The organism is Roseobacter sp. TSBP12, from assembly GCF_009129705.1.
Taxonomy (GTDB): Bacteria; Pseudomonadota; Alphaproteobacteria; order Rhodobacterales; family Rhodobacteraceae; genus Celeribacter; species Celeribacter baekdonensis_A.
Map to the genome: position 1 here is coordinate 54,226 of NZ_PYIB01000051.1, position 25,470 is coordinate 79,695.

The 25,470-nt window shown below is 57.8% G+C and carries 20 protein-coding genes and 1 pseudogene; 12 read left to right on the forward strand and 9 right to left on the reverse strand.

The genetic code is table 11. The features are described 5' to 3' along the window. Positions 1-235: 235 nt before the first annotated feature. The 12 genes from C8029_RS15500 (at position 236) to C8029_RS15555 (ending at position 18,043) form a co-directional block, all read left to right on the forward strand. Positions 236-1,519, forward strand: coding sequence for an ABC transporter substrate-binding protein (locus C8029_RS15500; RefSeq protein WP_009571299.1), 1,284 nt, complete (start codon positions 236-238; stop codon positions 1,517-1,519). 347 nt (positions 1,520-1,866) lie between these two features. Then, positions 1,867-2,865, forward strand: a complete 999-nt coding sequence (locus tag C8029_RS15505; protein ID WP_009571298.1) for a carbohydrate ABC transporter permease — start codon at positions 1,867-1,869, stop codon at positions 2,863-2,865. Between the two features lie 12 nt (positions 2,866-2,877). Further along, a complete protein-coding gene (locus tag C8029_RS15510; RefSeq protein WP_152003237.1) occupies positions 2,878-4,140 on the forward strand; it encodes a carbohydrate ABC transporter permease in 1,263 nt (420 codons plus the stop codon). A gap of 27 nt (positions 4,141-4,167) precedes the next feature. Beyond that, a complete protein-coding gene (locus tag C8029_RS15515) occupies positions 4,168-5,826 on the forward strand; it encodes an alpha-glucosidase (RefSeq protein WP_152003238.1) in 1,659 nt (552 codons plus the stop codon). Positions 5,827-5,846: 20 nt separating this feature from the next. Further along, entirely contained in the window at positions 5,847-6,938 is a 1,092-nt protein-coding gene (locus C8029_RS15520) for an ABC transporter ATP-binding protein (protein WP_009571295.1), read from the forward strand. A gap of 148 nt (positions 6,939-7,086) precedes the next feature. After that, positions 7,087-8,085 (forward strand): TDT family transporter, encoded by a 999-nt coding sequence (locus C8029_RS15525; protein ID WP_009571294.1) that lies wholly within the window; start codon positions 7,087-7,089, stop codon positions 8,083-8,085. 162 nt (positions 8,086-8,247) lie between these two features. After that, positions 8,248-9,696, forward strand: coding sequence for an IMP dehydrogenase (gene guaB / locus C8029_RS15530; RefSeq protein WP_009571293.1), 1,449 nt, complete (start codon positions 8,248-8,250; stop codon positions 9,694-9,696). Between the two features lie 90 nt (positions 9,697-9,786). Then, positions 9,787-10,971, forward strand: coding sequence for an RsmB/NOP family class I SAM-dependent RNA methyltransferase (locus C8029_RS15535; RefSeq protein ID WP_152003239.1), 1,185 nt, complete (start codon positions 9,787-9,789; stop codon positions 10,969-10,971). A 277-nt stretch (positions 10,972-11,248) separates the two neighbouring features. Beyond that, positions 11,249-13,543 carry a hybrid sensor histidine kinase/response regulator gene (locus tag C8029_RS22810; RefSeq protein ID WP_009571291.1) on the forward strand — a complete coding sequence of 765 codons (2,295 nt, stop codon included), beginning with the start codon at positions 11,249-11,251 and terminating at the stop codon, positions 13,541-13,543. A gap of 296 nt (positions 13,544-13,839) precedes the next feature. Continuing rightward, positions 13,840-14,919 (forward strand): recombinase RecA, encoded by a 1,080-nt coding sequence (gene recA / locus C8029_RS15545; RefSeq protein ID WP_009571290.1) that lies wholly within the window; start codon positions 13,840-13,842, stop codon positions 14,917-14,919. A 181-nt stretch (positions 14,920-15,100) separates the two neighbouring features. Further along, positions 15,101-17,752, forward strand: coding sequence for an alanine--tRNA ligase (gene alaS / locus C8029_RS15550; RefSeq protein WP_009571289.1), 2,652 nt, complete (start codon positions 15,101-15,103; stop codon positions 17,750-17,752). Positions 17,753-17,755: 3 nt separating this feature from the next. After that, entirely contained in the window at positions 17,756-18,043 is a 288-nt protein-coding gene (locus C8029_RS15555) for a DUF1330 domain-containing protein (RefSeq protein ID WP_009571288.1), read from the forward strand. A gap of 46 nt (positions 18,044-18,089) precedes the next feature. Here C8029_RS15555 and C8029_RS15560 read toward each other — a convergent pair whose 3' ends face one another. The 9 genes and pseudogenes from C8029_RS15560 to C8029_RS15600 all read right to left on the reverse strand — a co-directional run. Beyond that, complete coding sequence (locus C8029_RS15560; protein WP_009571287.1) at positions 18,090-18,677, reverse strand: VOC family protein; 588 nt, start codon at positions 18,675-18,677, stop codon at positions 18,090-18,092. Between the two features lie 142 nt (positions 18,678-18,819). Next, positions 18,820-20,639 (reverse strand): annotated as a pseudogene (typA, locus tag C8029_RS15565) (translational GTPase TypA). A 133-nt stretch (positions 20,640-20,772) separates the two neighbouring features. Beyond that, entirely contained in the window at positions 20,773-21,108 is a 336-nt protein-coding gene (locus C8029_RS15570; RefSeq protein WP_009571285.1) for a DMT family transporter, read from the reverse strand. Between the two features lie 12 nt (positions 21,109-21,120). Next, positions 21,121-21,735: a YitT family protein gene (locus C8029_RS15575; RefSeq protein ID WP_009571284.1), complete on the reverse strand. Its 615-nt coding sequence runs from the start codon at positions 21,733-21,735 to the stop codon at positions 21,121-21,123. A gap of 38 nt (positions 21,736-21,773) precedes the next feature. Next, positions 21,774-22,397 (reverse strand): YitT family protein, encoded by a 624-nt coding sequence (locus C8029_RS15580; protein WP_009571283.1) that lies wholly within the window; start codon positions 22,395-22,397, stop codon positions 21,774-21,776. Between the two features lie 102 nt (positions 22,398-22,499). Continuing rightward, entirely contained in the window at positions 22,500-23,054 is a 555-nt protein-coding gene (locus tag C8029_RS15585; protein WP_009571282.1) for a hypothetical protein, read from the reverse strand. Positions 23,055-23,091: 37 nt separating this feature from the next. After that, complete coding sequence (locus tag C8029_RS15590) at positions 23,092-23,763, reverse strand: hypothetical protein (RefSeq protein WP_152003240.1); 672 nt, start codon at positions 23,761-23,763, stop codon at positions 23,092-23,094. A gap of 93 nt (positions 23,764-23,856) precedes the next feature. After that, on the reverse strand, positions 23,857-24,435 hold the full coding sequence (locus C8029_RS15595) for a HupE/UreJ family protein (protein WP_152003241.1): 579 nt from the start codon (positions 24,433-24,435) through the stop codon (positions 23,857-23,859). A gap of 162 nt (positions 24,436-24,597) precedes the next feature. Beyond that, a partial coding sequence (locus tag C8029_RS15600) for an NADP-dependent isocitrate dehydrogenase (RefSeq protein WP_152003242.1) occupies positions 24,598-25,470 on the reverse strand: 873 nt, incomplete at its 5' end.

The following is a 25,470-nucleotide window of genomic DNA, read 5'->3' on the forward strand; positions in this document are numbered from 1 at the left end:
CCATTGGTCGTTTTTATGTCGTCACATCAGAGATCTGCCGTAAGGGAAACCTTATACGGGGTATTTTCGCACAGTGAACCCCGAAAGGTTGATCGTTGTCATTGACTCTTAGGATAACTTGAGGGAATCTACGGCGTGTCAAAGCGCTTTGGGTATTTGGAAACTGTTTGATTTCTCACCTGATAGCGCTAGGCTTAGTGTGCCCATGTCGGGGTATGAAAACTGGGAGGTTTACATGAAAAAGACACTTCTTACGGGGGCGGCCACTCTGGCTTTGCTCGCGGGTGCGGCGCAGGCACAAGACCTTGCTGGCCAACAATTGACGATTGCAGGCCCTTGGATCGGTGCTGACCAGGAAATGGTCGAAAAAGTGCTCGCCATTTTTGAAGAAAAGACCGGCGCGGATGTGCGTTACGTTGGGTCTGACAGTTTTGAACAACAAATTATGATCGACGCCGAAGCCGGTTCTGCCCCGAACGTCGCTGTGTTCCCGCAGCCGGGTCTTGCGGCAGATATGGCCAAACGCGGCTTCCTCACACCGCTGCCTGCAGGCACCGAAGAGTGGGTGAAAGAAAATTATGCGGCGGGTCAATCCTGGATTGATCTGGGCACTTACGCGGGCCCTGACGGCAACGACGCGCTTTATGGCTTTTTCTACAAGGTCGATTTGAAATCTCTGGTCTGGTATGTGCCGGAAAACTTTGAAGATGCCGGATATGACATCCCGACCTCGATGGAAGAGCTCAAAGCCCTGACCGACCAAATCGTCGCCGATGGCGAAACGCCGTGGTGTATTGGTTTGGGATCCGGCGGTGCGACCGGCTGGCCGGCGACTGACTGGGTCGAAGACCTGTTGCTGCGCACCCAAACCCCGGATGTCTATGACGGTTGGGTCGACAACTCGATCCCGTTCAACGATCCGCGCATCGTTGAGGCGATCAAAGAATTCGGCTGGTTCGCCCGCAATGACGCTTATGTGTCTGGTGGAGCAGGGGCCGTGGCCTCGACCGATTTCCGCGACAGTCCGAAAGGTCTCTTCACCTCGCCGCCGCAGTGCTACATGCACCGTATGGCGTCCTTCATTCCGGCCTTCTTCCCGGAAGGCACGGTTGTCGGCGAAGACGCGGATTTCTTCTACTTCCCATCCTATGCTGAAAAAGACCTCGGCAATCCGGTTTTGGGTGCTGGCACCTTGTGGGCCATCACCAATGACAGCCCGGCGGCACAGGAGTTCATCAAGTTCCTTGAGACTCCTGAAGCCCACGAAGCCTGGATGTCCCAAAGTGGTTTCCTGACGCCGCACAAAGGCGTGGACGCGTCGAAATTCGGCGATGCGCCGACGGCGGCGATGAACGAGATTTTGCTCAACGCGACAACATTCCGCTTTGACGGGTCTGACCTGATGCCGGGTGGCGTGGGCGCAGGCTCGTTCTGGACGGAAATGGTCAACTACGCCGGCGGTAAATCGGCCGAAGACGTGGCGGACGATATTCAGGCCTCTTGGGATGCCCTGAAATAATCAGACAATGTCGGGCGATCCGGGGAGATTGGTTCTCGGGTCGCCTTTGCTCTTGCGTATTTCTCTTTGCTGCCTGTGTGTTCAGGCCAAGGGCAGGGGAGACCACAGTCTGTTTTCATGGCCCCGGAAACAGATTTCACATCGCAAGACGCAGAACTCCTGTTACGGTTGAAAACACCGCAGCAGATGGAGCGCGGCAGTTGCGCGAAATCGCCTTTTCGTGTTCGATGGATGTAGAGAACCATCGACCCCGAGACGGAACATAAGCGAAGCTCAGTGCACCACGATGTGCTGAGAAACGACGGATTTGGAGCTCAAAGAGGCTCTCAAAGCAAAAGGAGGGGCACATGCATCCAGCAGTCCAAGGTCTTTTGACCATTGCTATCGGCGTCAGCGCCTGCATCGGCTATTTCTATTTCTCCAATATTCTCTTGGACAAGGTGATTTTTCCGGCCCGTGGCACACACGCAGGCCGAAACATCAACCGCGCCAATTTGATCCGACCTTGGTTGTTTCTGTTCCCCGCACTTGCGGCGTTGGGCCTCTATCTGGCCTATCCGGTGGTTGAGACGCTGCGCCTCTCGCTCACAGATCGCGACATGGGCGGGGCGTTTATTGGGCTTGAAAACTACCGAAAAATGTCGATCGACCCGAAATTCTGGGAGGCGATGCGCAACAACGCCTTGTGGCTTTTGGTCGTGCCTGCCGCCTCCACTGCCATGGGGCTTTTGGTGGCGCAATTGACCGACCGCATCCGCTGGGGTGCGATTGCCAAGTCTTTGATTTTCATGCCCATGGCGATCTCCTTTGTCGGCGCGGCGGTGATTTGGAAACTGGTCTATGACGCGCGCCCGTTGGGCACCGAACAGATCGGCATTCTCAACGCGATCCTCGTCGCTTTGGGCGGTGAGCCGCATACGTTTTTGACCCTGCCGTTTTGGAACAATTTTTTCCTGATGGTGGTGCTGATCTGGATTCAAACCGGTTTTGCCATGGTGATCTTGTCCGCCGCCTTGCGCGGTGTGCCCGAAGAAACGATTGAGGCCGCGATTGTCGATGGCGCCAACCCGTTTCAGATCTTTTTCAAAATCAAAATCCCGCAAATCATGGGCACGATTGTGGTGGTCTGGACGACGATCACCATCACTGTGCTCAAGGTCTTTGACATCGTCTTTGCGATGACCAACGGCCAATGGGAAACCCAGGTTTTGGCCAATTACATGTATGACAAATTGTTCCGTGCCAATGACTGGGGCGTGGGCTCCGCCGCCGCGATGGTGATCATGCTTTTGGTCACGCCGATCTTGGTGTGGAACGTCTACAACGCCCGCAAAGAAATGAAATAAAGGACAGGACCTATGGACAATATTGCCGGCAAAAAGTCCTCCTTGACCTGGGCCGTCCACATTTCGGTGGCCGTTCTGGTCTTTCTTTGGATGTTCCCGACCGTGGGGCTTTTGGTCTCCTCATTCCGCTCAGCGGATCAAATCTCCGGCTCCGGCTGGTGGAAAGCCCTGTTCCCGCAAGAGCAGAATGTGATGATCCGCACCGCCGATCCGGCGCTTCAGCAACAGATCGACGGCGCCTATGTGATCGAAGGCAACCTGTTTGAACAGGATGGCCTGCCGATTGGCACCGTTTCCGTCTGGGGCACCTCCTCGCGCGACATCAATGCTTACAAGCCCGGCGACACTGCCGATCTGGGTGAGGACGGGCAATTGACCGTCACGGAAAATGGCGATTACACCTTGCTCAGCGAGACAGAATTTACCGGATCGCGCGGTGAACGGGTGTTTTTGACCGCCAAAACGCCGCCAACCTTCACCTTGCAAAACTACAAAACCGTGCTGTTTTCTGGTCAGGCCACCGACAAGATGGGCAAGGCCTTTCTCAACACGTTCACGGTGACCATCCCGGCCACGATCATCCCGATCCTGATCGCGGCCTTTGCCGCCTATGCTTTGGCGTGGATGGATTTCCCAGGACGCGCGCTGTTGATTGCGGCTGTGGTGGCGTTGCTGGTCGTGCCTTTGCAACTGGCGCTCATTCCCTTGCTCAGTTTCCACGGCGCGGTGGTGGAGGCGACGATTGCCTTTTTGGGCACCCCAGACCCTGACAACCTACGCCGCTTTGCCACCGTCAACGGCCTTGGACGGCTGTTGGGGTTTGAACCGGGTGAGGCGGTGTCCTCCAAGGGCTATCTTGGCGTTTGGATGGCGCATACGGGCTTTGGTCTGCCGCTGGCGATCTACCTGTTGCGCAACTATATGGTCGGTCTGCCGAAAGACATCATCGAGAACGCCCGTGTGGACGGCGCGACGGATTTTCAGATTTTCACCAAAATCATCCTGCCGCTGTCCTTCCCGGCGCTGGCGTCTTTCGCGATCTTCCAATTCCTATGGACATGGAACGACCTTTTGGTCGCCCTCGTGTTCCTGATCGACAGTTCCGGCGACACCACGGTGATGACCCGCCAGATCGTCGAACTTCTGGGCACACGCGGCGGCAATTGGGAAATCCTGGCCACGGCGGCCTTCGTGTCGATCGCGGTGCCGCTGACCGTCTTCTTCTTTATGCAAAAATACCTCGTCCGCGGCCTGCTGGCCGGGTCTGTTAAATAATCAGCGAAAAATCAAAGAGCATCTTGCATGAACGTAATCTCCTCCTCCCCCATGAAACCCTTTACGCGCGAAAAAGATTGGTGGCGCGGCGCGGTGATCTATCAGATCTATCCGCGCTCATACCAAGACAGCAATGGCGACGGTATTGGCGACCTGTTGGGCATCGTCCAACGCTTACCCTATATCGCCTCGCTGGGCGTTGACGCGATCTGGATTTCGCCATTCTTCACCTCGCCGATGAAGGATTTCGGCTATGACGTCTCGGATTACTGCGACGTGGACCCGATGTTCGGCCATCTGTCCGATTTCGACGCGCTGATCGACACGGCGCATCAATATGGTGTCAAGGTTCTGATCGACCTCGTCCTGTCGCACACCTCGGATCAACACCCGTGGTTCAAGGAAAGCCGCAGCTCACATGACAATGACAAGGCCAATTGGTACGTCTGGGCCGATGCCAAACCGGATGGCACGCCGCCGAACAACTGGCTGTCGATCTTTGGCGGCTCTGCCTGGCAATGGGACGCGGGCCGGATGCAGTATTTCCTGCACAACTTCCTGACCTCGCAGCCGGATTTGAATTTCCACGAACCGCAAGTGCAAGCCGCGCTTTTGGACGTGGCCGAATTCTGGTTGCAGCGTGGGGTGGATGGGTTCCGTTTGGACACGATCAACTTTTACACCCATGACGCCGAGTTGCGCGACAATCCTCCTTTGGCTCCAGAACGGCGCACGGCAAAAACTGCGCCAGCGGTCAATCCGTACAACTGGCAAGAGCATATCTACGACAAATCCCGGCCTGAGAACCTTGTGTTCCTGCGCAAGCTGCGCGCGGTGATGGAGCCGCACAATGCGGCGGCGGTTGGCGAAGTCGGGGATGAACAGCGCGGATTGGAGATCCTCGGCGAATACACCAAGGGCAATGATCTCATGCATATGTGCTATGCGTTCGAGCTGTTGTCTGGGGACACGCCGTCGCCGGAATACATCAAAGAGGTGATGGACAACGTCGCCGAGGCCGCCCCGGATGGTTGGGCCTGTTGGGCCTATTCCAATCATGATGTGGTGCGCCACATGACGCGCTGGAATCTCAGCCCGGCGGGCGCGCGCGCCTTTACTACCTTGATGATGTGCCTGCGCGGATCGGCCTGTATCTATCAGGGCGAAGAGCTGGGTCTGCCGGAGGCCGAACTGGCCTTTGAAGACCTGCAGGACCCCTACGGCATCCAATTCTGGCCGGATTTCAAAGGCCGCGATGGCTGTCGCACGCCGATGGTATGGGAACGCTCGAACCATCACGGTGGTTTCTCCAACTCTGGACAAACATGGTTGCCGGTGAGCCCCGATCATTTGCCGCTGGCGGTGGCGCAATCGGAAGAAGAACCGGGTGCCTTGCTGCATCACTACCGTCGCGCGATTGCCTTTCGCCATGCGCATCAGGCGCTCAAAACCGGTGAGATGGTGGATATGCGGGTCGAAGATACCTGTTTGATCTTCACCCGCAAGAATGACGAAGAAGAGCTGTTTTGTGCCTTCAACCTGTCGGATCAACCGGCCACGTTGGAGACGCCAAAGGGCGATTGGTATCAGGTCGGCAGCGAATTGAATTCCGCCTCGCCGATGGAGGACGGAAAACTGCATCTTGGACCGTGGCAACCGGCAATCATGCTGCGCGAAAACATCTAAGAGGCGAGGGGAGAGAGACTATGGCAGATCTGAAACTGGAGAATGTCGCCAAGACCTATGGCGGCAAAGTCGAAGTCCTCAAGGACATCAATCTCGACATCAAAACCGGCGAATTGATCGTGTTCGTCGGCCCGTCGGGCTGCGGCAAATCCACGCTTTTACGGATGATTGCGGGCCTAGAAAAAATCTCTGGCGGCACGTTCGAGATTGATGGCGAGCGAATGAACGATGTGCCGCCCGCCCAACGCGGCATCGCCATGGTGTTTCAATCCTATGCGCTTTACCCGCACATGACGGTCTATGATAACATGGCATTTTCGTTGAAAATTGCCAAGAAATCCAAAGAAGAGATCGACGCGGCGGTGACCAAAGCCGCAAAGATTTTGCAGCTTGACGACTATCTGGACCGCCTGCCAAAAGCGCTCTCGGGCGGGCAACGTCAACGGGTCGCCATCGGTCGCGCCATCGTGCGTGACCCGAAAGTCTATCTGTTTGACGAACCGCTTTCCAACCTGGACGCCGCCCTGCGTGTCGCCACCCGGTTGGAGATTGCCCAGCTCAAAGAGTCGATGCCAGACAGCACCATGGTTTATGTCACCCACGATCAGGTTGAGGCCATGACACTGGCCGACCGCATTGTGGTTTTGGCCAACAAAGGCATCGCACAGGTCGGCAGCCCGCTTGATCTTTATGAACGTCCTGACAATGAATTCGTGGCCCAATTTATCGGCTCTCCGGCGATGAATCTCTTGCCCGGCGAAATCATCGAGACGGGGGCGCAGACCAAGGTCAAACTCGACGGCGAAGGCATTGCCATTTCCGCGATCCCAACCCAAGCCTCGGACATGGGGCGGCGCGTCAATGTCGGCGTGCGCCCGGAAGACATGGTGCTGACGGATGAATTGGCAATCCTGAACGGCACGGTGGATATTATTGAGGCCTTGGGCGAGGTGACGTTGTTGTATTTCGTGCCCGAGCGGGGTCAAGAACCGCTGATCGCCAAACTCCCCGGCATCCACAACAATCTGCGCGGCACTGAGGTCAAACTCACCGCCGATCCCGCAAAGGTCCATCTTTTTGCCAATGGGTTGAGCATGCGGCCAAAAGACTAAGCCATCGAACATGAGGTAAGGGCAGTTCCTCGGGGGCTGTCCTTAACCTCATATTTAGCCCGCGACAACACGGCGCTGCGCAATAGCTTCCTCTGAGCCGGGCAGGGTGGTATTCATCCCCTGCAATATCTGCGCGAAAGGCCCGAACATGTCGCACACTCCGCCCCGCATCATGCCCAAACCGTTCAACACGGCCCCAAAAGGCATTTGGCGCGCCACGCCGCCGGCGATTTTCCCGCCGATCATGGGGCTCTTGGGCCTTGGTCTTGCCTGGCGCAACGCGGCCAAAGTCATGGCTGGGCCCGCGTGGATCGGGGAAATGATCTTGGGGGCGGTGTCGCTTTTGTATGTTTTCGCGCTCGTGGCCTATTTCGCGAAAGTCGTGCGCCGTCCGGGCGTTGTTGCCGATGATCTGCGTATCTTACCGGGTCGGGCTGGGCTGTCCGCCGGGGCGGCGAGCGGGTTTTTGTTTGCCGCCGTGCTTGTGCCCTATTCGGTCGCATTCGCCAAAACCGTCCTGGTCTTGGCTCTCGCGGCCCAAGTCATCGTAGCGATCTTGACCATTCGCTCCTTTGCGCTGGGTCCAGTCGAACAACGCCGGGTCACGCCGGTGTGGCATCTGACTTTCGTCGGCTTCATCATCGCACCCTTGGCCGCCGTGCCCTTGGGCTGGATCGGCCTGTCGCAGTTCATCTTTGCCACCACCTTGCCGATAGCCGCCGCGATCTATGTGATCTCCGCCGTGCAATTCGCCAAATCCGATGTGCCGCCGCCGTTGCGCCCGCTCTTGGCCATTCACCTGTCGCCGCTCTCGCTCTTTGGCATCGTGGCGACGTTTTTGGGCTATACCACGCTGGCCGTGGCCTTTGCCTGGGTGGGTCTCTCCGTTTTCATCGTGGCGCTTTTGGCGATCCGATATTTGACCAAAGGTGACTTCTCGGCGCTCTGGGGAGCTTTCACGTTTCCCCTGGTGGCCTTTGTCAATCTGATGTTTGCCGCCGCCACAGTCTCGCCCACACCGTTTCGCGTGATTGGCGGTCTGGTCCTGGTCGCGGCCTCCTTGGTGATCGTCTACATTGCCGCCAAAATCATGCAGATTTGGACCAAGGGCAAACTGTCCAAAGCCACCAACGCCGCCTCTGTCTGAGGTCTTAACAGCTTTGAAATCGACGCTATAGGGCCGTTTCCAACTGGAGTGCGGCCCTAAATATTGCGTGGTGCGTCACGAAAAACGGCAAAACGCCCTTTCCATAGAGGGGCATCCATGTAATAGGGACGTGCCAAACCGTATCCCCCATGGAGAGACCCGATGGAGATTCGCGAGGCCCTTACCTTTGATGATGTTTTGCTGGTTCCTGCGGCCAGTTCTGTCCTGCCCTCAACGGCAGACACAGGGACATTTGTCACCAAATCAATCCGGTTGAACATCCCTTTGATGTCCTCAGCCATGGACACGGTCACCGAAGGCCGCATGGCCATCGCCATGGCGCAGATGGGCGGGATCGGTGTCATTCACCGCAATCTCGACATCAAACGGCAATCCGACGAGGTGCGCCGGGTCAAACGCTTTGAAAGCGGGATCGTGTATAACCCGATCACCCTGACCGCCGATCAAACCATCGCGGATGCCAAAGAGCTGTGCGCCCAGTATAATTTCACCGGCTTCCCGGTGGTGGATGCGGATCGCCGCGTGGTCGGTATCGTCACCAACCGGGACATGCGCTTTGCCACCTCCGACAACACGCCTGTCTCGCAGGTGATGAGCTCGGACAATCTCGCGATCCTGCACGAGCCTGCGGATCGAGATGAGGCGATTTCGCTGATGAAAGCGCGCCGGATCGAGAAACTTTTGGTCACCGATGCCAATGGCCATCTGACCGGGCTGTTGACCCTCAAAGACACCGAACAAGCCGTGCTGCACCCGTCGGCCTGCAAAGACGACCTTGGCCGGTTGCGCGTCGGTGCTGCCACCACCGTGGGCAACGAAGGCTTTGAGCGCTCCGTGGCGCTGATTGATGCGGGCTGTGACCTCATCGTCATCGACACGGCGCATGGTCACTCTGAAGGCGTTGCCATGGCGGTCGAGCGCTTGAAAAACTACCGTGAAGACGTTCAGGTCATCGCCGGCAACGTCGCCACAGCCGCAGCCACCAAGGCGCTGATTTCGGCGGGGGCGGATGCGGTCAAGGTCGGCATCGGTCCGGGCTCGATCTGCACCACGCGCATGGTCGCGGGGGTGGGTGTGCCACAACTGACCGCCATCATGGATTGCGCCAAGGCGGCGGGCGATGTGCCCGTGATCGCGGATGGCGGCATCAAATTCTCCGGCGATTTCGCCAAAGCCATCGCGGCAGGGGCTTCGGTGGCCATGGTCGGGTCGATGATTGCAGGCACGGACGAGTCTCCGGGCGAAGTGATCTTGTATCAAGGCCGCTCTTACAAAGCCTACCGTGGCATGGGGTCCTTGGGGGCCATGGCGCGCGGCTCGGCGGATCGATATTTCCAAAAAGACGCGGCCTCTGACAAACTCGTGCCCGAAGGCATCGAAGGCCAAGTCGCCTATAAAGGCCCGGCGGGCGCTGTGATCCACCAAATGGTTGGCGGTTTGCGCGCGGCCATGGGGTATACCGGCTGTGCCACTGTGGCTGAGATGCGCAAAAACTGTGGTTTTGTCAAAATCACCGGTGCGGGCCTGAAAGAAAGCCATGTCCATGACGTGCAAATCACCCGCGAAAGCCCGAACTACCGCGTCGGCTGAGGTGGGTTTGACCAAATACAAACGGGGGCTTGGCGCAGATCGCGGTAAGTCCCCGTTGCTTTTTCATATGGAACCTGTTTTCGCTACATCATGACACCAGCCGCTCGCCTTTCCGCCGCAATCGAAATTCTGGATGATGTTCTCGTCGGCGAAAATGCCGAACGGGTGCTGACAACATGGGCGCGCGGCCACCGCTATGCCGGGTCGAAAGACCGCGCCGCGATCCGCGATCTCGTGTTTGATGCAATCCGTTGCATGCGCTCTTATGCCTGGCTCGGTGGGGCGGGCGAGCGCCCCTCCGGTCGGCAATTGATCCTGGGGGCGTTGCGTGCGGCGGGCACCGATCCCGACACGCTTTTTTGCACCGACCGCTTTGCGCCGCGCCCCTTGCATGAGGGCGAACGCGCGCTACCCGCGCCGCTTTCGAGCGCGCCGCGCGGTGTGCGATTGGATTGCCCGGACTGGCTTTTGCCGCTGTATGATGCGACTTTGGGCGCCGATGCGGATGCTGCCCTTGAGCTGTTGCGCCATCGCTCCGAGGTGTTTTTACGGGTGAATCCGCGCAAGGCGACCTTGGACAGCGCCTGTGAGGCTTTGCACAAAGACGACATTGACGCCGTGCCGCATCCTCTGTGCGACACCGCGCTCAAAGTCACCCGCAATGCTCGTGCTGTGGCCCGGTCTCAGGCCTATCTCACCGGACTGGTTGAAATTCAGGATGTTGGATCTCAGGCGATCCTTGATGTTTTGCCGCTGGAACCCGGCCAATCGGTTTTGGATTATTGCGCCGGCGGCGGGGGCAAAGCCTTGGCCATCGGTGCGCGCGTGGATGTGAAATTGACCGCCCATGACATTGATCCCGCCCGGATGCAGGACATCGCCCCACGCGCATCCCGCGCCGGGATTGACATTGCTTTGGCCCGCACATCCGAATTGGCCAAGTCCTATGATTTGATCCTGTGCGATGTGCCCTGTAGCGGGTCTGGTGCGTTTTCACGCAGCCCACAGGGCAAATGGGCGTTAACCGAAAACCGGCTGTCGCATTTGGTGCAAATTCAGGCGGATATTCTGGACGAAGTTGCGCCGCGTGTCCGACCCGGTGGCCATCTGGCCTATGCCACCTGTTCGCTTTTCAAAGTCGAAAACGACGATCAAGTGGCCAAATTCGCCGCGCGCCACCCCGAGTTCTCCCTGCGCATGAGCCGCCACGTCAGCCCGCTTGAGGGCGGTGACGGATTTTTCATCGCGGTGTTTCAGCGCGCTGTTGTGCTCTGAGATGACCTTTAAAACCCTTTTCAGGGGCAATAAAGGTTAACAATACAACTTTACCGATAGTTCTTCGACGTTTATCCTCATCCCAACCTCCGCTCTTAAAGCGTCATTAACCAAATTATCGCACAAGAGAGGAACGGATCGGGATGACTCGATCCACCGGACAGCCTGGGGCATTCTGCTCCCAAAGCCGCGTGCACTGCACGTTTAGAATTGCGTGCAACGCACGTTTAGAATTGCGTGCACTGCACGACGAGGGGGATATGTGACGAGCGTCAGCATGACAGCAGGCCCATTGTCGAAACAGGCCGAGCGCCTTGCTCCTTATAGTATGACCATTGCCATTGGCGGGCTTTTGCTCTGTGGCGCGGCTCTGGTGTTGCCGCTGCCGCGATTTGGTCTTTTGGCTTTTGGTACGGGGGCCGTTCTGCTTTGGGCCGCCATTCTGGTGCGTGTGCTGACCCATCTGCGCAAAATCGCGCGTAAACGTGTGCACAACGCTCTGGCCCAATTTGTGGCCAATGATGCGGCGCCTTGTTTCACCACAGATCTTGATGGTGTGATCGGCTATGAAAACCGGGCCGCCATCAAGCGGTTTGGCGGGCGGGGCGGAGAGACGCTTTTGGCGGCCCTTGAGGATCTTTTTGCCGCTCCAGCCACCACTTTGGCGCGGCTGCAATCGCGGGCTTTGGCCAAGGGCGGCGCGCGCGAAGATGTGGTGATGCGCCACGGTCATGTGCGCCTGGGTGTGCATATGATCGGGGAGGACGGGTTTTTATGGCGCCTGGATGATATGGTCGAAAAGGGCAGCTCCCTGGACGGCGAGGCTTTGGCTCTGCCGATGATGACCCTGAGCAAAAACAATGCGGTGCTGTTTATGAATGAGGCCATGCGCCGCTTGATCGGTCATCGCGAAAAGACCTTGGATCGGGTGGTGACCGACCTGCCGCTCCGCCATGGTGATGTGCATGTTTTGTCGGGTGCCGAAGGGCGCGTCTATGCCCGTGTGGCCCAGTTTGAAACGGGTGGCTCTGGGCGCAAGGAAGTGTATTTCTTGCCGGAAAAAACCCCCTCTGTGGGCGAATGGGACGCCTTTGATGCGCTGCCTGTGGCGCTTTTGAAAGTCTCTGTTGATGGTCGGATTTTACAATCCAACCGACCCGCGCGCGAACTTTTGTCGATCATGGCCCATGATCAACTCAGACTCGGCGATTTGGTCGAAGGGCTGGGACGGCCTGTGCAGGATTGGGTGACGGATGTGGCCATGGCGCGGGCGCGCAAGCCGGAATTTGTCCGCGCGGCGCGGCCGCAAAACGATACATTCCTGCAAATCACCCTGAGCCGGGTCGAAGGCAAGGGAGATGAGATCGAATTGATCGCGGTGCTCTCAGATGCAACCGAGCTGAAATCGCTTGAGGCGCAATTTGTTCAAAGCCAGAAAATGCAGGCCATCGGTCAGTTGGCTGGTGGCGTAGCACATGATTTCAACAACCTTTTGACGGCCATTTCCGGCCATTGTGACCTGTTGCTGCTGCGTCACGACAAGTCCGACCCGGATTATGGCGATCTCGTCCAAATTCACCAAAACGCCAACCGTGCCGCGTCTCTTGTTGGTCAATTGTTGGCCTTTTCACGCAAACAGACCCTCAAGCCCGAGGTCATTGACCTGCGCGATACCCTGTCTGATCTGACCCATTTGCTGAACAGGCTGGTTGGGGAGAAAGTGACCCTCACCCTCAGTCACGACGCGGGCCTGTTGCCGATCCGGGTCGACAAACGTCAGCTTGAACAAGTGATCATGAACCTTGTGGTGAACGCCCGTGACGCCATGCCGACGGGCGGGGAGATCAAGGTCGAAACCCGTAACGAAGTGTTGCGCCAGGCCCTGACCCGAGATCGAGCCACGGTGCCCGCAGGCGAATATGTCGTGGTCAGCGTCTCAGATCAGGGGATCGGCATTCCGCCCGAGCGGTTGCAAAAAGTGTTTGAGCCGTTTTTCACCACCAAACGGACGGGCGAGGGCACGGGCCTGGGTCTATCCACGGCATACGGGATCATCAAACAGACCGGGGGTTTTATATTTTTGGACTCCGTGGTCGGGTCTGGTACCGCCTTTACCATCTTTTTGCCTGCGCATACCGCGCGGGCTGAGGCGGTGGTCGAGGCGGCAAACAAACCGATTCCTGACGCATCTGTGCCCGCCGAACGCGGCTCCGGGGTGATTCTGTTGGTCGAAGACGAGGCACCGGTGCGTGCCTTTGCCTCGCGCGCCTTGCGGTTGCGGGGCTATACGGTGATCGAGGCGGAAAATGCCGAAGAGGCGTTGGAAACGCTCGAAGACAGCAGCCTGCATATTGATGTGTTTGTCTCTGACGTGATCATGCCGGGGATGGATGGGCCAAGCTGGGTCTCGGAAGCCCTGAAAACCCGGCCGGATGTGAAAGTGGTGTTTGTCTCGGGCTATGCCGAAGACCATTTCACCGAACAACAGGCGCGCATCCCCAATTCGGTGTTCCTGCCCAAACCGTTTTCCCTGTCGGAACTGACGGCCACGGTTCAGGCGCAGTTCTACTAAAGATGAGACGGCGTCTTTTTTGGTTATCTGGAGGATTTCCTTTCATAAACAAAGGCATATTTGTCTATAGAATTATTTTTCAGCAGTTCTTTCACGGTAAACGATTTGTTAAATATTAGCAGTGCAATTTGTCTTTAAATTGGAATGTTAAGAATTGAGTTGAAATGTTCTCTTTTTGTCCTCATAAAGATCCGTGAGAACAAGAGGCGAACAAGAACAGTCCCAGACCGCCGCATGAGGTGACTTATTTGCACCCGTTGCCGTGCGAGATTTGGTGTGAAATAAGGAAGTGAACAATGGCTACGGCGGCGAACATGACCAAAAAAGATGGCGAAAAGCAAAAGGCGCTCGACAGTGCGCTGGCGCAAATTGAGCGGCAATTTGGCAAGGGGTCGATCATGCGCCTTGGCGCGGACAACCCGGTGCAAGAGATTGAATCCACCTCGACGGGCTCGCTTGGTCTGGACATCGCGCTTGGCATTGGCGGCATTCCGAAAGGCCGGATCGTTGAGATCTACGGCCCGGAAAGCTCCGGTAAAACCACCCTGACGTTGCATTGCGTCGCTGAAGAGCAAAAGAAAAACGGCGTTTGCGCTTTTGTCGACGCCGAACATGCGCTTGATCCGATCTATGCCCGCAAACTGGGCGTGAATCTGGATGAGCTGCTGATCTCCCAACCTGACACCGGCGAACAAGCACTTGAAATCGTGGACACTTTGGTGCGCTCCGGCGCGGTGAGCCTTGTGGTTGTCGACTCGGTTGCGGCCTTGACGCCGAAATCCGAACTTGAAGGCGATATGGGCGACAGCTCGGTCGGTGTACATGCGCGTTTGATGTCGCAGGCGATGCGCAAACTTACCGGCTCGATTTCACGCTCCAAATGCACCGTGATCTTCATCAACCAAATTCGGATGAAAATCGGCGTCATGTTCGGCTCGCCCGAAACCACGACCGGTGGCAACGCGCTGAAATTCTACTCTTCTGTGCGTCTGGACATTCGCCGCATTGGCGCGATCAAGGACCGCGACGAGGTGGTCGGTTCCGAAACCCGCGTCAAAGTCGTCAAAAACAAAGTCGCTCCGCCGTTCAAACAGGTGGAATTCGACATCATGTATGGCGAAGGCATCTCCAAAACCGGCGAGCTTTTGGACCTTGGCGTCAAGGCGGGCGTGGTCGATAAATCCGGCGCGTGGTTCTCCTACGGCGATGAGCGCGTGGGGCAGGGGCGTGAAAACGCCAAACGGTACCTGAAAGAAAACCCGCAAATTGCGCTTGAGATCGAAGATAAAATCCGTGCGGCGCATGGGTTGGATTTCGATCTGGGTGCGGAATTCTCCCATGACGACATCGTCGATGACGAGGCTGACGAGGTATAAGAGTGCGGGATCGGGCTTAGACCGCCGAAGAACCCAAAGGTTTTCAAGGGAAGAGGGGCCGGAACCATCGCGTTTCGGCCCTTTTCCTATGCGCGGTTATGGACAGGATCGCACAGGGGCGGTAAACCGTCCTGAACGCCAGATCTGGCGGCCCCAAAACGCCTGTAAGGATGAGCCCAACATGCCCAGCGTGAACGATATCCGCTCCACCTTTCTCAACTATTTCGAACGCAACGGTCATAAGGTTGTGGACAGTTCGCCGCTTGTGCCGCGCAACGATCCGACGTTGATGTTCACCAACTCCGGCATGGTGCAGTTCAAAAACTGTTTCACCGGGGTGGAGAAACGCGATTATGTCCGCGCAACCACGGCACAAAAATGTGTGCGCGCCGGCGGCAAACACAACGATCTCGACAACGTCGGCTACACCGCGCGCCACCACACATTCTTTGAGATGCTGGGCAATTTTTCCTTTGGCGATTACTTCAAAAATGAAGCAATCCCCTTTGCCTGGGAGTTGATCACCAAGGATTTCGACATCCCCAAGGACAAACTCTACACCACGGTCTACCACACCGATGACGAGGCGTTTGAGATTTGGAAAAAGGTCGGCGTGCCGGAAGAGCGGATCATCCGCATCGCCACCTCCGACAACTTTTGGCAGATGGGTGACACGGGACCGTGCGGGCCGTGTACAGAGATTTTCTACGACCACGGCGATCATATTTGGGGCGGTCCTCCGGGCAGCCCTGAGGAAGATGGCGACCGGTTCATCGAGATCTGGAACGTTGTGTTCATGCAAAACGAGAAGTTCGCCGATGGCACGATGACCGAACTGGACATGCAGTCAATCGACACCGGTATGGGGCTTGAGCGCATTGCGGCGCTGTTGCAAGGCAGCCATGACAACTACGATACCGATCTGATGAAGGCGCTGATCGAGGCTTCGGCCCATGCGACTTCGGTCGATCCCTATGGCGATAAAAATGTCCATCACCGGGTGATTGCCGACCATTTGCGTTCGACCTCTTTCCTGATCGCAGATGGCGTGATGCCCTCGAATGAGGGCCGCGGTTATGTACTGCGGCGGATCATGCGCCGCGCCATGCGCCATGCGCATCTGTTGGGTGCGAAGGACCCGATCATGTACAAGCTGGTGCCCGAACTGGTGCGCCAGATGGGCGAGGCCTACCCGGAATTGCGTCAAGGTCAGTCGATGATCGAAGAGACTTTGAAACTTGAAGAAACGCGCTTTATCAATACGTTGGATCGCGGCCTGAAACTTTTGGACGAAGAATTGTCCGGCCTTGAAGAGGGTGCCAACCTTCCGGGCGAAGCGGCGTTCAAACTCTATGACACCTATGGTTTCCCACTCGATTTGACCCAGGACGCGCTGCGCGAACAGGGCCGTGCGGTCGACACCGCAGGCTTTGACGCCGCCATGGCCGAACAAAAAGCCAAGGCCCGCGCGGCCTGGTCCGGGTCGGGTGAAACGGCCGATGCGACCGTGTGGTACGATATTGCCGAAGAGCATGGCGTCACCGAGTTTTTGGGCTACGACACCGAGAGCGCCGAAGGTCAGGTGTTGGCACTGGTCAAAGGGGGAGGCTCTGTCGGGTCTGCGACGGCGGGCGACGAGGTCATGGTCGTGGTCAACCAGACGCCGTTTTATGGCGAAAGTGGTGGCCAAGTCGGTGACATGGGGCTGATCCGCGTCGAGGGCGGCACTGTAAATGTGACCGACACGAAAAAGGTCGCTGGCGTGTTCATTCACATCGGCAAAGTCACCACGGGTGAGATCAAAACCGGACAGGCGGCTGAGCTGATCGTCGATCATGCTCGCCGGACCGCGATCCGCGCCAACCACTCTGCCACGCATCTGTTGCATGAGGCGCTGCGCGAAACGCTGGGCGCGCATGTGGCGCAGCGCGGGTCACTGAATGCGCCGGATCGGTTGCGGTTTGACTTTAGCCACACCAAAGGCCTGAGCGCCGAAGAACTGCGTAAGGTTGAAGAGGATGTGAACGGCTACATCCGCCAAAACACCCCGGTCGAAACCCGGATCATGACGCCCGATGACGCCCGCGCACTTGGGGCGCAGGCTTTGTTTGGCGAGAAATACGGCGACGAAGTGCGCGTGGTCTCCATGGGCCGCGCTGACACCGGCAAAGGCGCGGATGGAATGACCTATTCGCTCGAACTGTGTGGCGGCACCCATGTCAAACGCACTGGCGACATCGGCCTGTGTGTGATCTTGGGCGACAGTGCCTCCTCAGCCGGTGTGCGCCGGATCGAAGCCCTGACGGGCCAAGCCGCACTTGACCATCTGGCCGAGGCCGCGAACCGGGCGGAGGTGATCGCAGCCGCGCTCAAAACGCCGGTGAGCGAAGTCGTTGAGCGGGTCAAAACGCTGGCCGAGGAACGCAAGAGATTGGAACAAGAGGTGGCCAATCTCAAACGCGAATTGGCCATGGGCGGCGGCGCCAAAGGCGCGGTCGAGGCCAAGATGATCAACGGCATCCCCTTCCTTGCGCAAGCGCTTGAAGGTGTGTCGGGCAAAGACCTGCGGGCTCTGATTGACGCCCATAAAACCAACCTCGGCTCGGGCGTGATCTTGTTGATCACCGAAGAGGACGGAAAGGTCGCTGTGGCCTGTGGCGTCACCGATGATCTGACCGCGACAGTCTCTGCGGTCGACGTGCTCAAGGCCGCCGTGCCTGCCGTCGGCGGCAAAGGTGGCGGTGGTCGACCGGATATGGCGCAGGGCGGGGGCAAGGATTTCTCCGGTGCTGAGGCTGCCATTGCCGCCGCTGAAACTCTGTTGAAAGGATAAGATATGCCAGCCCTTTGGATCGCCCATGTGACCGTCACGGATGAGGAAGCCTATGGCAAATATGCCAAGCTTGCCGGTCCTGCCATTGCCAAACACGGCGGCAAATTCATTGCCCGTGCGGCGCGCTATGTGCAGCTTGAGGGCAAAGATCGCCCACGCAATGTTGTGGCGAAATTTGACACGGTTGAAGCGGCGGTCGCCTGTTACCATTCGCCCGAATACCAAGAGGCGCTGAGCCATGCCAAAGGCGCGTCCGAGCGCGAGCTTTTGGTGGTTGAGACCGAAGAGTAATCGGATCAAAGTTTATGAAGCGGCGCGGGAGAGATTCCGCGCCGTTTTATGTGGAATACGGGTTTTTCGGCCCGCGATCCTCAGAAAGCGTGTTTGTGCGCTCGGTGACCAAGGCCTCAATCGCATCGGCCAGATGTTCGGTGTCGATGTGATCGTCTCCCGCCGCCACGCGGATCAGATGGGCGCGGTGCAACACGTCGGTATGGGTGAACCCCAATGGCGGCTCAAAGCGGTAGCTGGCCAATTCCACCAACATGCCATTCGGGTCGCGGAAATAAATGCTGTCCATAAAGCCGCGATCTTTCGGGCCTGAATGGGTGATCCCGCGCGCATTGAGCCGCGCCACGATGTGATCGAAACTGACTTTTGAAACATTGAACGCCAAGTGATGCAAGGAGCCGGGGCCTTGATCAATCCGGTGCCGACCTGGTGTGCGGTCCTCTGAGGTGAAGACGGTGATCAACCGTCCGTCGCCGGGATCGAAATACAGATGGCCTTGTTTTGCATCATCCAGATTGGGCTGTTCAAAGACAAAGGGCATGCCCAACACACCTTCCCAAAAGTCGATGGAGCTTTGCCGGTCCGCGCCGGTGATGGTGATGTGATGCACGCCTTGGGTTTGGATTTTTTTCATGAGATGATCCTCCGTTTGATCACCATATAGGAAGTTTCGCGCTTTGGCGCAGTCCCCGTGGCCGCACAGAGTCTGCGCGCCAAAGCAAAAGGCCCGCGTTTTCACACGGGCCTTTGTCATCAGTCTGAAACGTCTGAGCTGTTTAGGCTTTGGACGATTTCGCGTGGCGCTTGCGCTCGTTCGGATCGAGGTAGCGCTTGCGCAAACGGATCGCTTTCGGCGTCACTTCGACCAGTTCGTCGTCGTCGATATAGGCAATCGCCTGTTCCAAGGTCAGTGTCACCGGGGTGGTGAGGCGCACGGCCTCATCGGTGCCCGACGCACGGACGTTGGTCAACTGTTTGCCCTTGAGCGGGTTCACTTCGAGGTCATTGTCACGGCTATGTTCGCCAATGATCATGCCCTGATAGACATCGGCCTGAGCGCCGATAAAGAAGTGACCGCGATCTTCGAGTTTCCACAAAGCGTAGGACACGGCCTGACCGCTATCCATGGAGATCAAAACGCCTTGGCGACGGCCCGGAATGTGGCCTTTATAAGGGGCCCAATCGTGGAACACGCGGTTCAAAACGCCCGTGCCACGGGTATCGGTGAGGAATTCGCCGTGATAGCCGATGAGACCGCGCGACGGCACATGCGCGATGATGCGCGTTTTGCCGTTTTGCTGTTTCATCTCGGTCAGCTCGCCTTTGCGGGCGCCGGTCAGCTTTTCAATCACAGCACCCGAGTATTCGTCATCGACGTCGATGGTGACTTCTTCGATCGGCTCAACTTTGACGCCGTCCAATTCGCGCATCAAAACCTGCGGGCGAGAGATCGACAGTTCGAACCCTTCGCGACGCATGTTTTCGATCAAAACGCCCATCTGAAGCTCGCCGCGACCGGCAACCTCAAAGGCTTCGCCGCCGGGGGTGTCGGTGACTTTGATCGCCACGTTGACTTCGGCTTCTTTCATCAAACGGTCACGGATGACGCGCGATTGCACCTTTTTGCCATCGCGGCCGGCAAGCGGGCTGTCGTTGATGCCAAAGGTGACGGTGATGGTCGGCGGGTCAATCGGCTGGGCTTCGAGCGGGGCGTCCACTTCGAGGGCGCAGAGCGTGTCGGACACGGTGGCTTTCGACATGCCCGCGATGGAGACGATGTCGCCGGCGATGGCTTCCGGGATTTCCTGCATGCCAAGGCACGGAAGGCCTGAATTTTCTTGACCTGGAATTGTTCGATTTTTTGACCGTTGCGGGTCAGCGCCTGAATGGTCGCGCCGGTTTTGAGCGTGCCGCTTTCCACACGACCGGTCAGGATGCGGCCCAGGAACGGGTCGGCGCCCAAGGTGGTTGCAAGCATTTTGAACGGCTCGTGCTGATGCTTGAGCTGACGCGGGGCAGGGACGTGGTTGAGCACGAGGTTGAACAGCGCGTCCAGATTTTTGCGCGGCCCGTCGAGTTCGGCGTCACACCAGCCAGAGCGGCCAGACGCATACAGATGCGGGAAGTCGAGCTGATCGTCATCGGCATCAAGCGAGGCGAAGAGATCGAAACACTCATCAAGCGCGCGATCCGGCTCTGCATCCGGTTTGTCGACCTTGTTGAGAACCACGATCGGACGCAGGCCAAGAGCCAGCGCTTTCGAGGTCACGAATTTGGTTTGCGGCATCGGGCCTTCGGCGGCATCGACCAACAACACAACCCCGTCCACCATGGACAGGATGCGTTCGACTTCGCCGCCAAAGTCGGCGTGGCCGGGCGTGTCGACGATGTTGATGCGATGGCCTTTCCACTCGACCGAGGTGGCTTTGGCGAGAATGGTGATCCCGCGCTCGCGCTCGAGGTCGTTGCTGTCCATGGCGCGTTCAGTGGTGGCCTGATTTTCGCGGTAGGTGCCCGACTGTTTCAGGAGCTCATCGACGAGTGTCGTTTTGCCGTGGTCAACGTGGGCGATGATGGCGATATTGCGAAGATCCATAGGGTGCGGTTTCCGTGTGAGGTATGTCTTGCGCGGGGGCCTACCCGGCCCGGCGGCAAAACACCAGCTTTAAAGCACCAGAGCGGCGAAAAACCCGCATTTGGCGCGTAAAATGCTCATGGGGTGGGAGGGGTCAGTGGGTCACGGTTTTTGAGAACACATTGATCACGAGAACCCCGGCGAGGATGAGAGCCATGCCAAGGAGGGCGGGGAGGTCGATTTTTTGACCAAAGGCGACAAGGCCGATGAGGGTGATGAGAACGATGCCCAGCCCGGACCAGATGGCGTAGACGATGCCGACGGGCATGACTTTGAGCGTGTGCGACAGGAAATAGAACGACAGGCCATAGCCGATGACCACGATGACCGAGGGCACGAGTTTGGTAAACTGATGCGAGGCATTGAGTGCGGTTGTGCCGATGACTTCGGAGACGATGGCCGCCAGAAGGAAGAGATAATGTTTGGGCATCTTGGTTCCCCCTTACATTGCAATATAGCGGTCGCGGCGATGGTTGATCGCGATCACAAGGTTGACGACGACCGCGCCGAGCAAGGAGTAGAGCACCTGCGGTAACGGCAAGATGAAGGCGGCAACGGCAAAGAGGCAGGCGTCAAAGGCCAGTTGCACATAGCCCGCTTTGAATTTGGTCGCGTCTTGCAGATAGAGCGCCAAAATGCCGATCCCGCCCAGCGAGCCGCCATGCCGGAAAATCGCCATCAGCCCCGCGCCGGTCATGAATCCCAACATGATCGCGCCGAACACCGGATTGAGCGTTTCAAAGGAGACGAAATGCGGGAAGACCTCGGAAAAGACCGAGATCAGCGCCACGCAGGCAAAGGTTTTCAGAACGAATTTCAGCCCCATGCGTTTGTAGCCAAACCAATAGAACGGCAGGTTCACCGCAAAGAACACCCAGCCGAAGGGCAGTTTGAACATATAGGAGATCAACAGCGCCAGACCGGCGGTCTGCCCGGTCACCAACCCCAGATCGCGCAGCATCACAAGGGCAAAGGCGCACATGGCGGTGCCGAAAATAAACCCCTGCGCATCTTCGAGCAGGCTGTGGGTGTCGGCTTTTGGGTCTGCGGTTTGCATGCGTGTCCTCGGGGCTTTTGACGGCCCTGATGCGGACCTCAACTGGCGATATATCTGTCGCGGCGGTGATTAAAGGCGATCACACCATTGAGGATCACCGCGCCCAAGAGGGAATAGAGCACGCGGGACGGTTCGAAAAGGAAGAAAGCCACGGTGAACAGCACAGCATCAAAACAAAGTTGCACAATCCCGGCGCGGATGCCGTATTTGTCCTGAGCATAGAGCGCAACCACGCCCAATCCGCCCAGCGAGCCTTTGTGACGAAACGTGCCCAAAAGCCCGTATCCGGTGAGGATGCCAAAGGCGACGGTGCCGAACACCGGATTGAGCGTGTCAAACGACATCCATTTCGGAATCACCGCGACAAGGATCGACAGCGCCGTGACGCAAAGCGCCGATTTGATGGTGAATTCCTTGCCCATGCGAAACCACGCGAGGGCATAAAACGGGATATTGATCAGCCAAAACACCCAAGAGAAGGAATAGCCGGTGAGATAAGAGATCACCAAAGCCAAGCCCGCCGTCTGGCCGGTGATGAACCCGAGCTGGGCGATGATGGTCAACCCGATGGCGGTGGTGATCAGCGCGATGGAGAACCCTTGGAGGTCCTCGAACAGCGTGTGTTTCGCCGGGTTTTGCGGAATGGGAAAGGGTGCGGGCATAGCGGGTATGTAGGACAGGAATGCTGACCTGTCTAGCGTAAAATGCAGAGCCGCCTTGTCCCAACGAGACGGGGCAGGGAGGCTGCCCTAAAAAGCGGCAGTTCAGCCAGACTGCGCCATAAAGCCAAGCAGAGATTGCGCCAAAGCGGGCGTCGGCGCGGCGCGGGACGGCACAGCCTGTGCCTTGGCCCGATCCGCTTGGGCTTGCGCGTGGATCTCCTCAAGCCGATCCAGGCTCTTTTGGGCAAATTCGGTCGGATCTCCGGCGCGCCGCGACATTTCGATCTGGAATGTGAACGAGGCAATGACATCGCTTTTCTGCGCACCGTCGAAAGAGCGGCTGTTGGTGATCCCAGCCTCATAAAGGCAATCGCACAGATGTTGTTGAAACCGTGTGCCACGGGTTTCGAGCATCATCATGTCGCTAAATTCATAGGCTCCGGCCTCGCGCAGCCGGTCGGCCATGTCGTCGATCTCATCGGGCGAAATATTGGTGAAATCGTAGTCTGCATAGATCGCCTCAGCCGTGGGCGCAGACGTTTGAGCGGTGAACCCGCGGCGCTCCGTTGTGTGTGTGACTGGGGCCTGCGGCCCTGACGTGGCGCTGGCTGTTTGTGTGGTGAGGCTGGTTTGGGGGATATTGGGGGCGATCAGCATGGGCTGCCTTTCTTCTACAGGGATCCGTCAAGAGGGGTCATTCAATCCAAAGTCGCTGGGCCTGAAACAACACAAGGGTTTCGGCCATTTGCGCCGAAGGCCCGGCCGGGGCTGCGGCAGAGGGGCGATTCATATGCGCCGCCTCCAATTTGGCCAACTGGCTGTCGAGCCGTTCGGTGGTTTGGCCATAGCGATGGGCCAAATCGCGTTCGGAGCGGGTTTGGGCCAAAAGGTCCATTGGCGCAGCCGCGTCGAAACCGCTGTTCGTCTCATAGCCCGGCACCGTGGCGCGGGTTTCCATCTCGGTTCGGTAGGTCGCGCCCTGCCGTTCCAGGCTCATAAGAAAGCCAAGATCGTCAAACCCCGCCGATTTCAGTTCGGAGGTCATCTGATCAATCTCGGTCGCCGAAATCTGGGTCAGGTCATACCGGGCAAACACCGCATTCGCGCCCGCGGTTTTGGATTTCACGGCGCTTTTGGCCGTCTCCGCCGCGTTTTCAGCCGTGCTTTGTGTGATCGCAGGTGAGCCAGTTTGGGATGGCTTCCCACGGGTCTTTTGATCTTGTGTTGGGTCCGCGGTTTGGGCCGTGCTGTCAGGCGCGCCAGTGGCTCCGTTCCTTTCCGGCAGCGCGGAGGACGAACGGAGCGCCTGTTGCTCTTGCGTGCGACCGGTGAGGGCCGCAGATGTATAGGCAGATGCCAACTGCATGTCGGAAACCTTCTGTTCTCCGTTTGAGACAGGGTTTAGACACACAGGCTTAAGGGGTCGCTAACATCTAAAATTGTGCAGAAATTTAGGGCCTTACCCGAAGACGAGCGACAGGCCCAGAAGCGCGGACGCCGCCCCCAAAGCGCGGGGCGCAAAAGGATGAGCGCGGGCCATATATTGGGCCAAAATGACACCAGAGCCATGCAGCGCGGCCGTCACAAGGATAAAGCCTGCGCCAAAGGACCATGCTGTGGCGGCCCCCAGTTCGGCACCATGGGCATGGCCATGAAACAGGCCAAAAAACGCCGCCACCGCCACCCCGCCCCAAAGGCCCGGACGCAAAGCCAGCATCACAAGGACGCCAAAGAGGATCGAGGAGGCGAGGATCATCGGTTCGACAAAGGGCAAATCCATCCCCAACCGCGCGCCAATATAGCCCAGTGTCATCGCGCCGACAAAGCCCGCAGGCACAGCCCAGATCGCCCGCCCGCCGATCTGAAGCGCCCAAACACCGACCGCCAGCATCGCCAAGACATGATCAAGGCCAAACAGCGGATGCGAGGCCCCGGCCAGAAACGACCCATGCTCTTCGGGCGGCAAATGCGCGAAGGCGGGGGAGGCGGCGAGGGCGATCAGGGCCGCGGCGAAAAGAGATTTTGTGAGGTCTTTCATAACTGTTCCTTTTGAGGTCAACATCGGCACCCCGGTTTGGGTCGCGCCGTGGTGCAGTCTGTCAAAGGGTGTGGCGAGGTGCAAGGCCGTGTCGAGGCAACCACAGACATAAAAGGCCGGAGCATTGCGGCTCCGGCCCTGTTGTCATCGCGAAAGTGCAGTTTAGCCGCCCAAAGCCTTATTCAGGTTTTCGTCGATTTTCTCCAAGAACCCCATGGTGGTCAGCCAGCCTTGATCCGGGCCGACCAAAAGCGCGAGGTCTTTGGTCATAAAGCCGCTTTCGACCGTATCGACGATGACCTTTTCCAAGGTGGTGGCAAAGCGCATCAATTGATCGTTGTCGTCCAGTTTGGCGCGGTGTTTGAGCCCCCCGGTCCAAGCGAAAATCGAGGCGATAGAGTTGGTCGAGGTGGCCTCTCCCGCTTGGTGTTGACGGTAGTGGCGGGTGACAGTGCCGTGGGCGGCTTCGGCTTCGACGATCTTGCCATCGGGCGTCATCAATTGCGAGGTCATCAGGCCCAGCGAGCCAAAGCCCTGTGCCACGGTGTCCGATTGCACGTCACCATCGTAGTTTTTACAGGCCCAGACGAATTTGCCCGACCATTTCATCGCACAGGCAACCATGTCGTCGATCAGGCGGTGTTCGTACCAGATGCCAGCCTTTTTGAAGTCTTCGGCAAACTCGGCTTCATAGACCTCTTCGAAAATATCTTTGAAGCGGCCATCATAGGCTTTGAGGATGGTGTTTTTGGTCGACAGATAGACCGGCCAGCCGAGATTGAGGCCGTAGTTCAACGAGGCGCGGGCAAAGTCGCGGATGCTGTCGTCCAGATTGTACATCGCCTGATATACACCGGCGGAGGGGGCGTCGTAGACGACTTTCTCGATCACAGTGCCATCGTCGCCAACGAATTTCATCGTCAACTGGCCTTTGCCGGGGAACCGGAAATCGGTGGCTTTATATTGATCGCCAAAAGCGTGACGCCCGACCACGATCGGCGAGGTCCAACCGGGCACGAGGCGCGGCACGTTTTT

Bases quoted from the DNA above. Each gene is read 5' to 3' on its own strand.
- alaS (WP_009571289.1), top strand. From the start codon at position 15,101: ATGCCCAGCGTGAACGATATCCGCTCCACCTTTCTCAACTATTTCGAA.
- C8029_RS15590 (WP_152003240.1), bottom strand. From the start codon at position 23,763: ATGCAGTTGGCATCTGCCTATACATCTGCGGCCCTCACCGGTCGCACG.
- C8029_RS15575 (WP_009571284.1), bottom strand. From the start codon at position 21,735: ATGCAAACCGCAGACCCAAAAGCCGACACCCACAGCCTGCTCGAAGAT.
- C8029_RS15570 (WP_009571285.1), bottom strand. From the start codon at position 21,108: ATGCCCAAACATTATCTCTTCCTTCTGGCGGCCATCGTCTCCGAAGTC.
- C8029_RS15510 (WP_152003237.1), top strand. From the start codon at position 2,878: ATGGACAATATTGCCGGCAAAAAGTCCTCCTTGACCTGGGCCGTCCAC.
- C8029_RS15505 (WP_009571298.1), top strand. From the start codon at position 1,867: ATGCATCCAGCAGTCCAAGGTCTTTTGACCATTGCTATCGGCGTCAGC.
- C8029_RS15535 (WP_152003239.1), top strand. From the start codon at position 9,787: ATGACACCAGCCGCTCGCCTTTCCGCCGCAATCGAAATTCTGGATGAT.
- C8029_RS15515 (WP_152003238.1), top strand. From the start codon at position 4,168: ATGAACGTAATCTCCTCCTCCCCCATGAAACCCTTTACGCGCGAAAAA.
- recA (WP_009571290.1), top strand. From the start codon at position 13,840: ATGGCTACGGCGGCGAACATGACCAAAAAAGATGGCGAAAAGCAAAAG.
- C8029_RS15555 (WP_009571288.1), top strand. From the start codon at position 17,756: ATGCCAGCCCTTTGGATCGCCCATGTGACCGTCACGGATGAGGAAGCC.
- C8029_RS15585 (WP_009571282.1), bottom strand. From the start codon at position 23,054: ATGCTGATCGCCCCCAATATCCCCCAAACCAGCCTCACCACACAAACA.
- C8029_RS22810 (WP_009571291.1), top strand. From the start codon at position 11,249: ATGACAGCAGGCCCATTGTCGAAACAGGCCGAGCGCCTTGCTCCTTAT.
- C8029_RS15500 (WP_009571299.1), top strand. From the start codon at position 236: ATGAAAAAGACACTTCTTACGGGGGCGGCCACTCTGGCTTTGCTCGCG.
- C8029_RS15525 (WP_009571294.1), top strand. From the start codon at position 7,087: ATGTCGCACACTCCGCCCCGCATCATGCCCAAACCGTTCAACACGGCC.
- guaB (WP_009571293.1), top strand. From the start codon at position 8,248: ATGGAGATTCGCGAGGCCCTTACCTTTGATGATGTTTTGCTGGTTCCT.
- C8029_RS15580 (WP_009571283.1), bottom strand. From the start codon at position 22,397: ATGCCCGCACCCTTTCCCATTCCGCAAAACCCGGCGAAACACACGCTG.
- C8029_RS15520 (WP_009571295.1), top strand. From the start codon at position 5,847: ATGGCAGATCTGAAACTGGAGAATGTCGCCAAGACCTATGGCGGCAAA.
- C8029_RS15595 (WP_152003241.1), bottom strand. From the start codon at position 24,435: ATGAAAGACCTCACAAAATCTCTTTTCGCCGCGGCCCTGATCGCCCTC.
- C8029_RS15560 (WP_009571287.1), bottom strand. From the start codon at position 18,677: ATGAAAAAAATCCAAACCCAAGGCGTGCATCACATCACCATCACCGGC.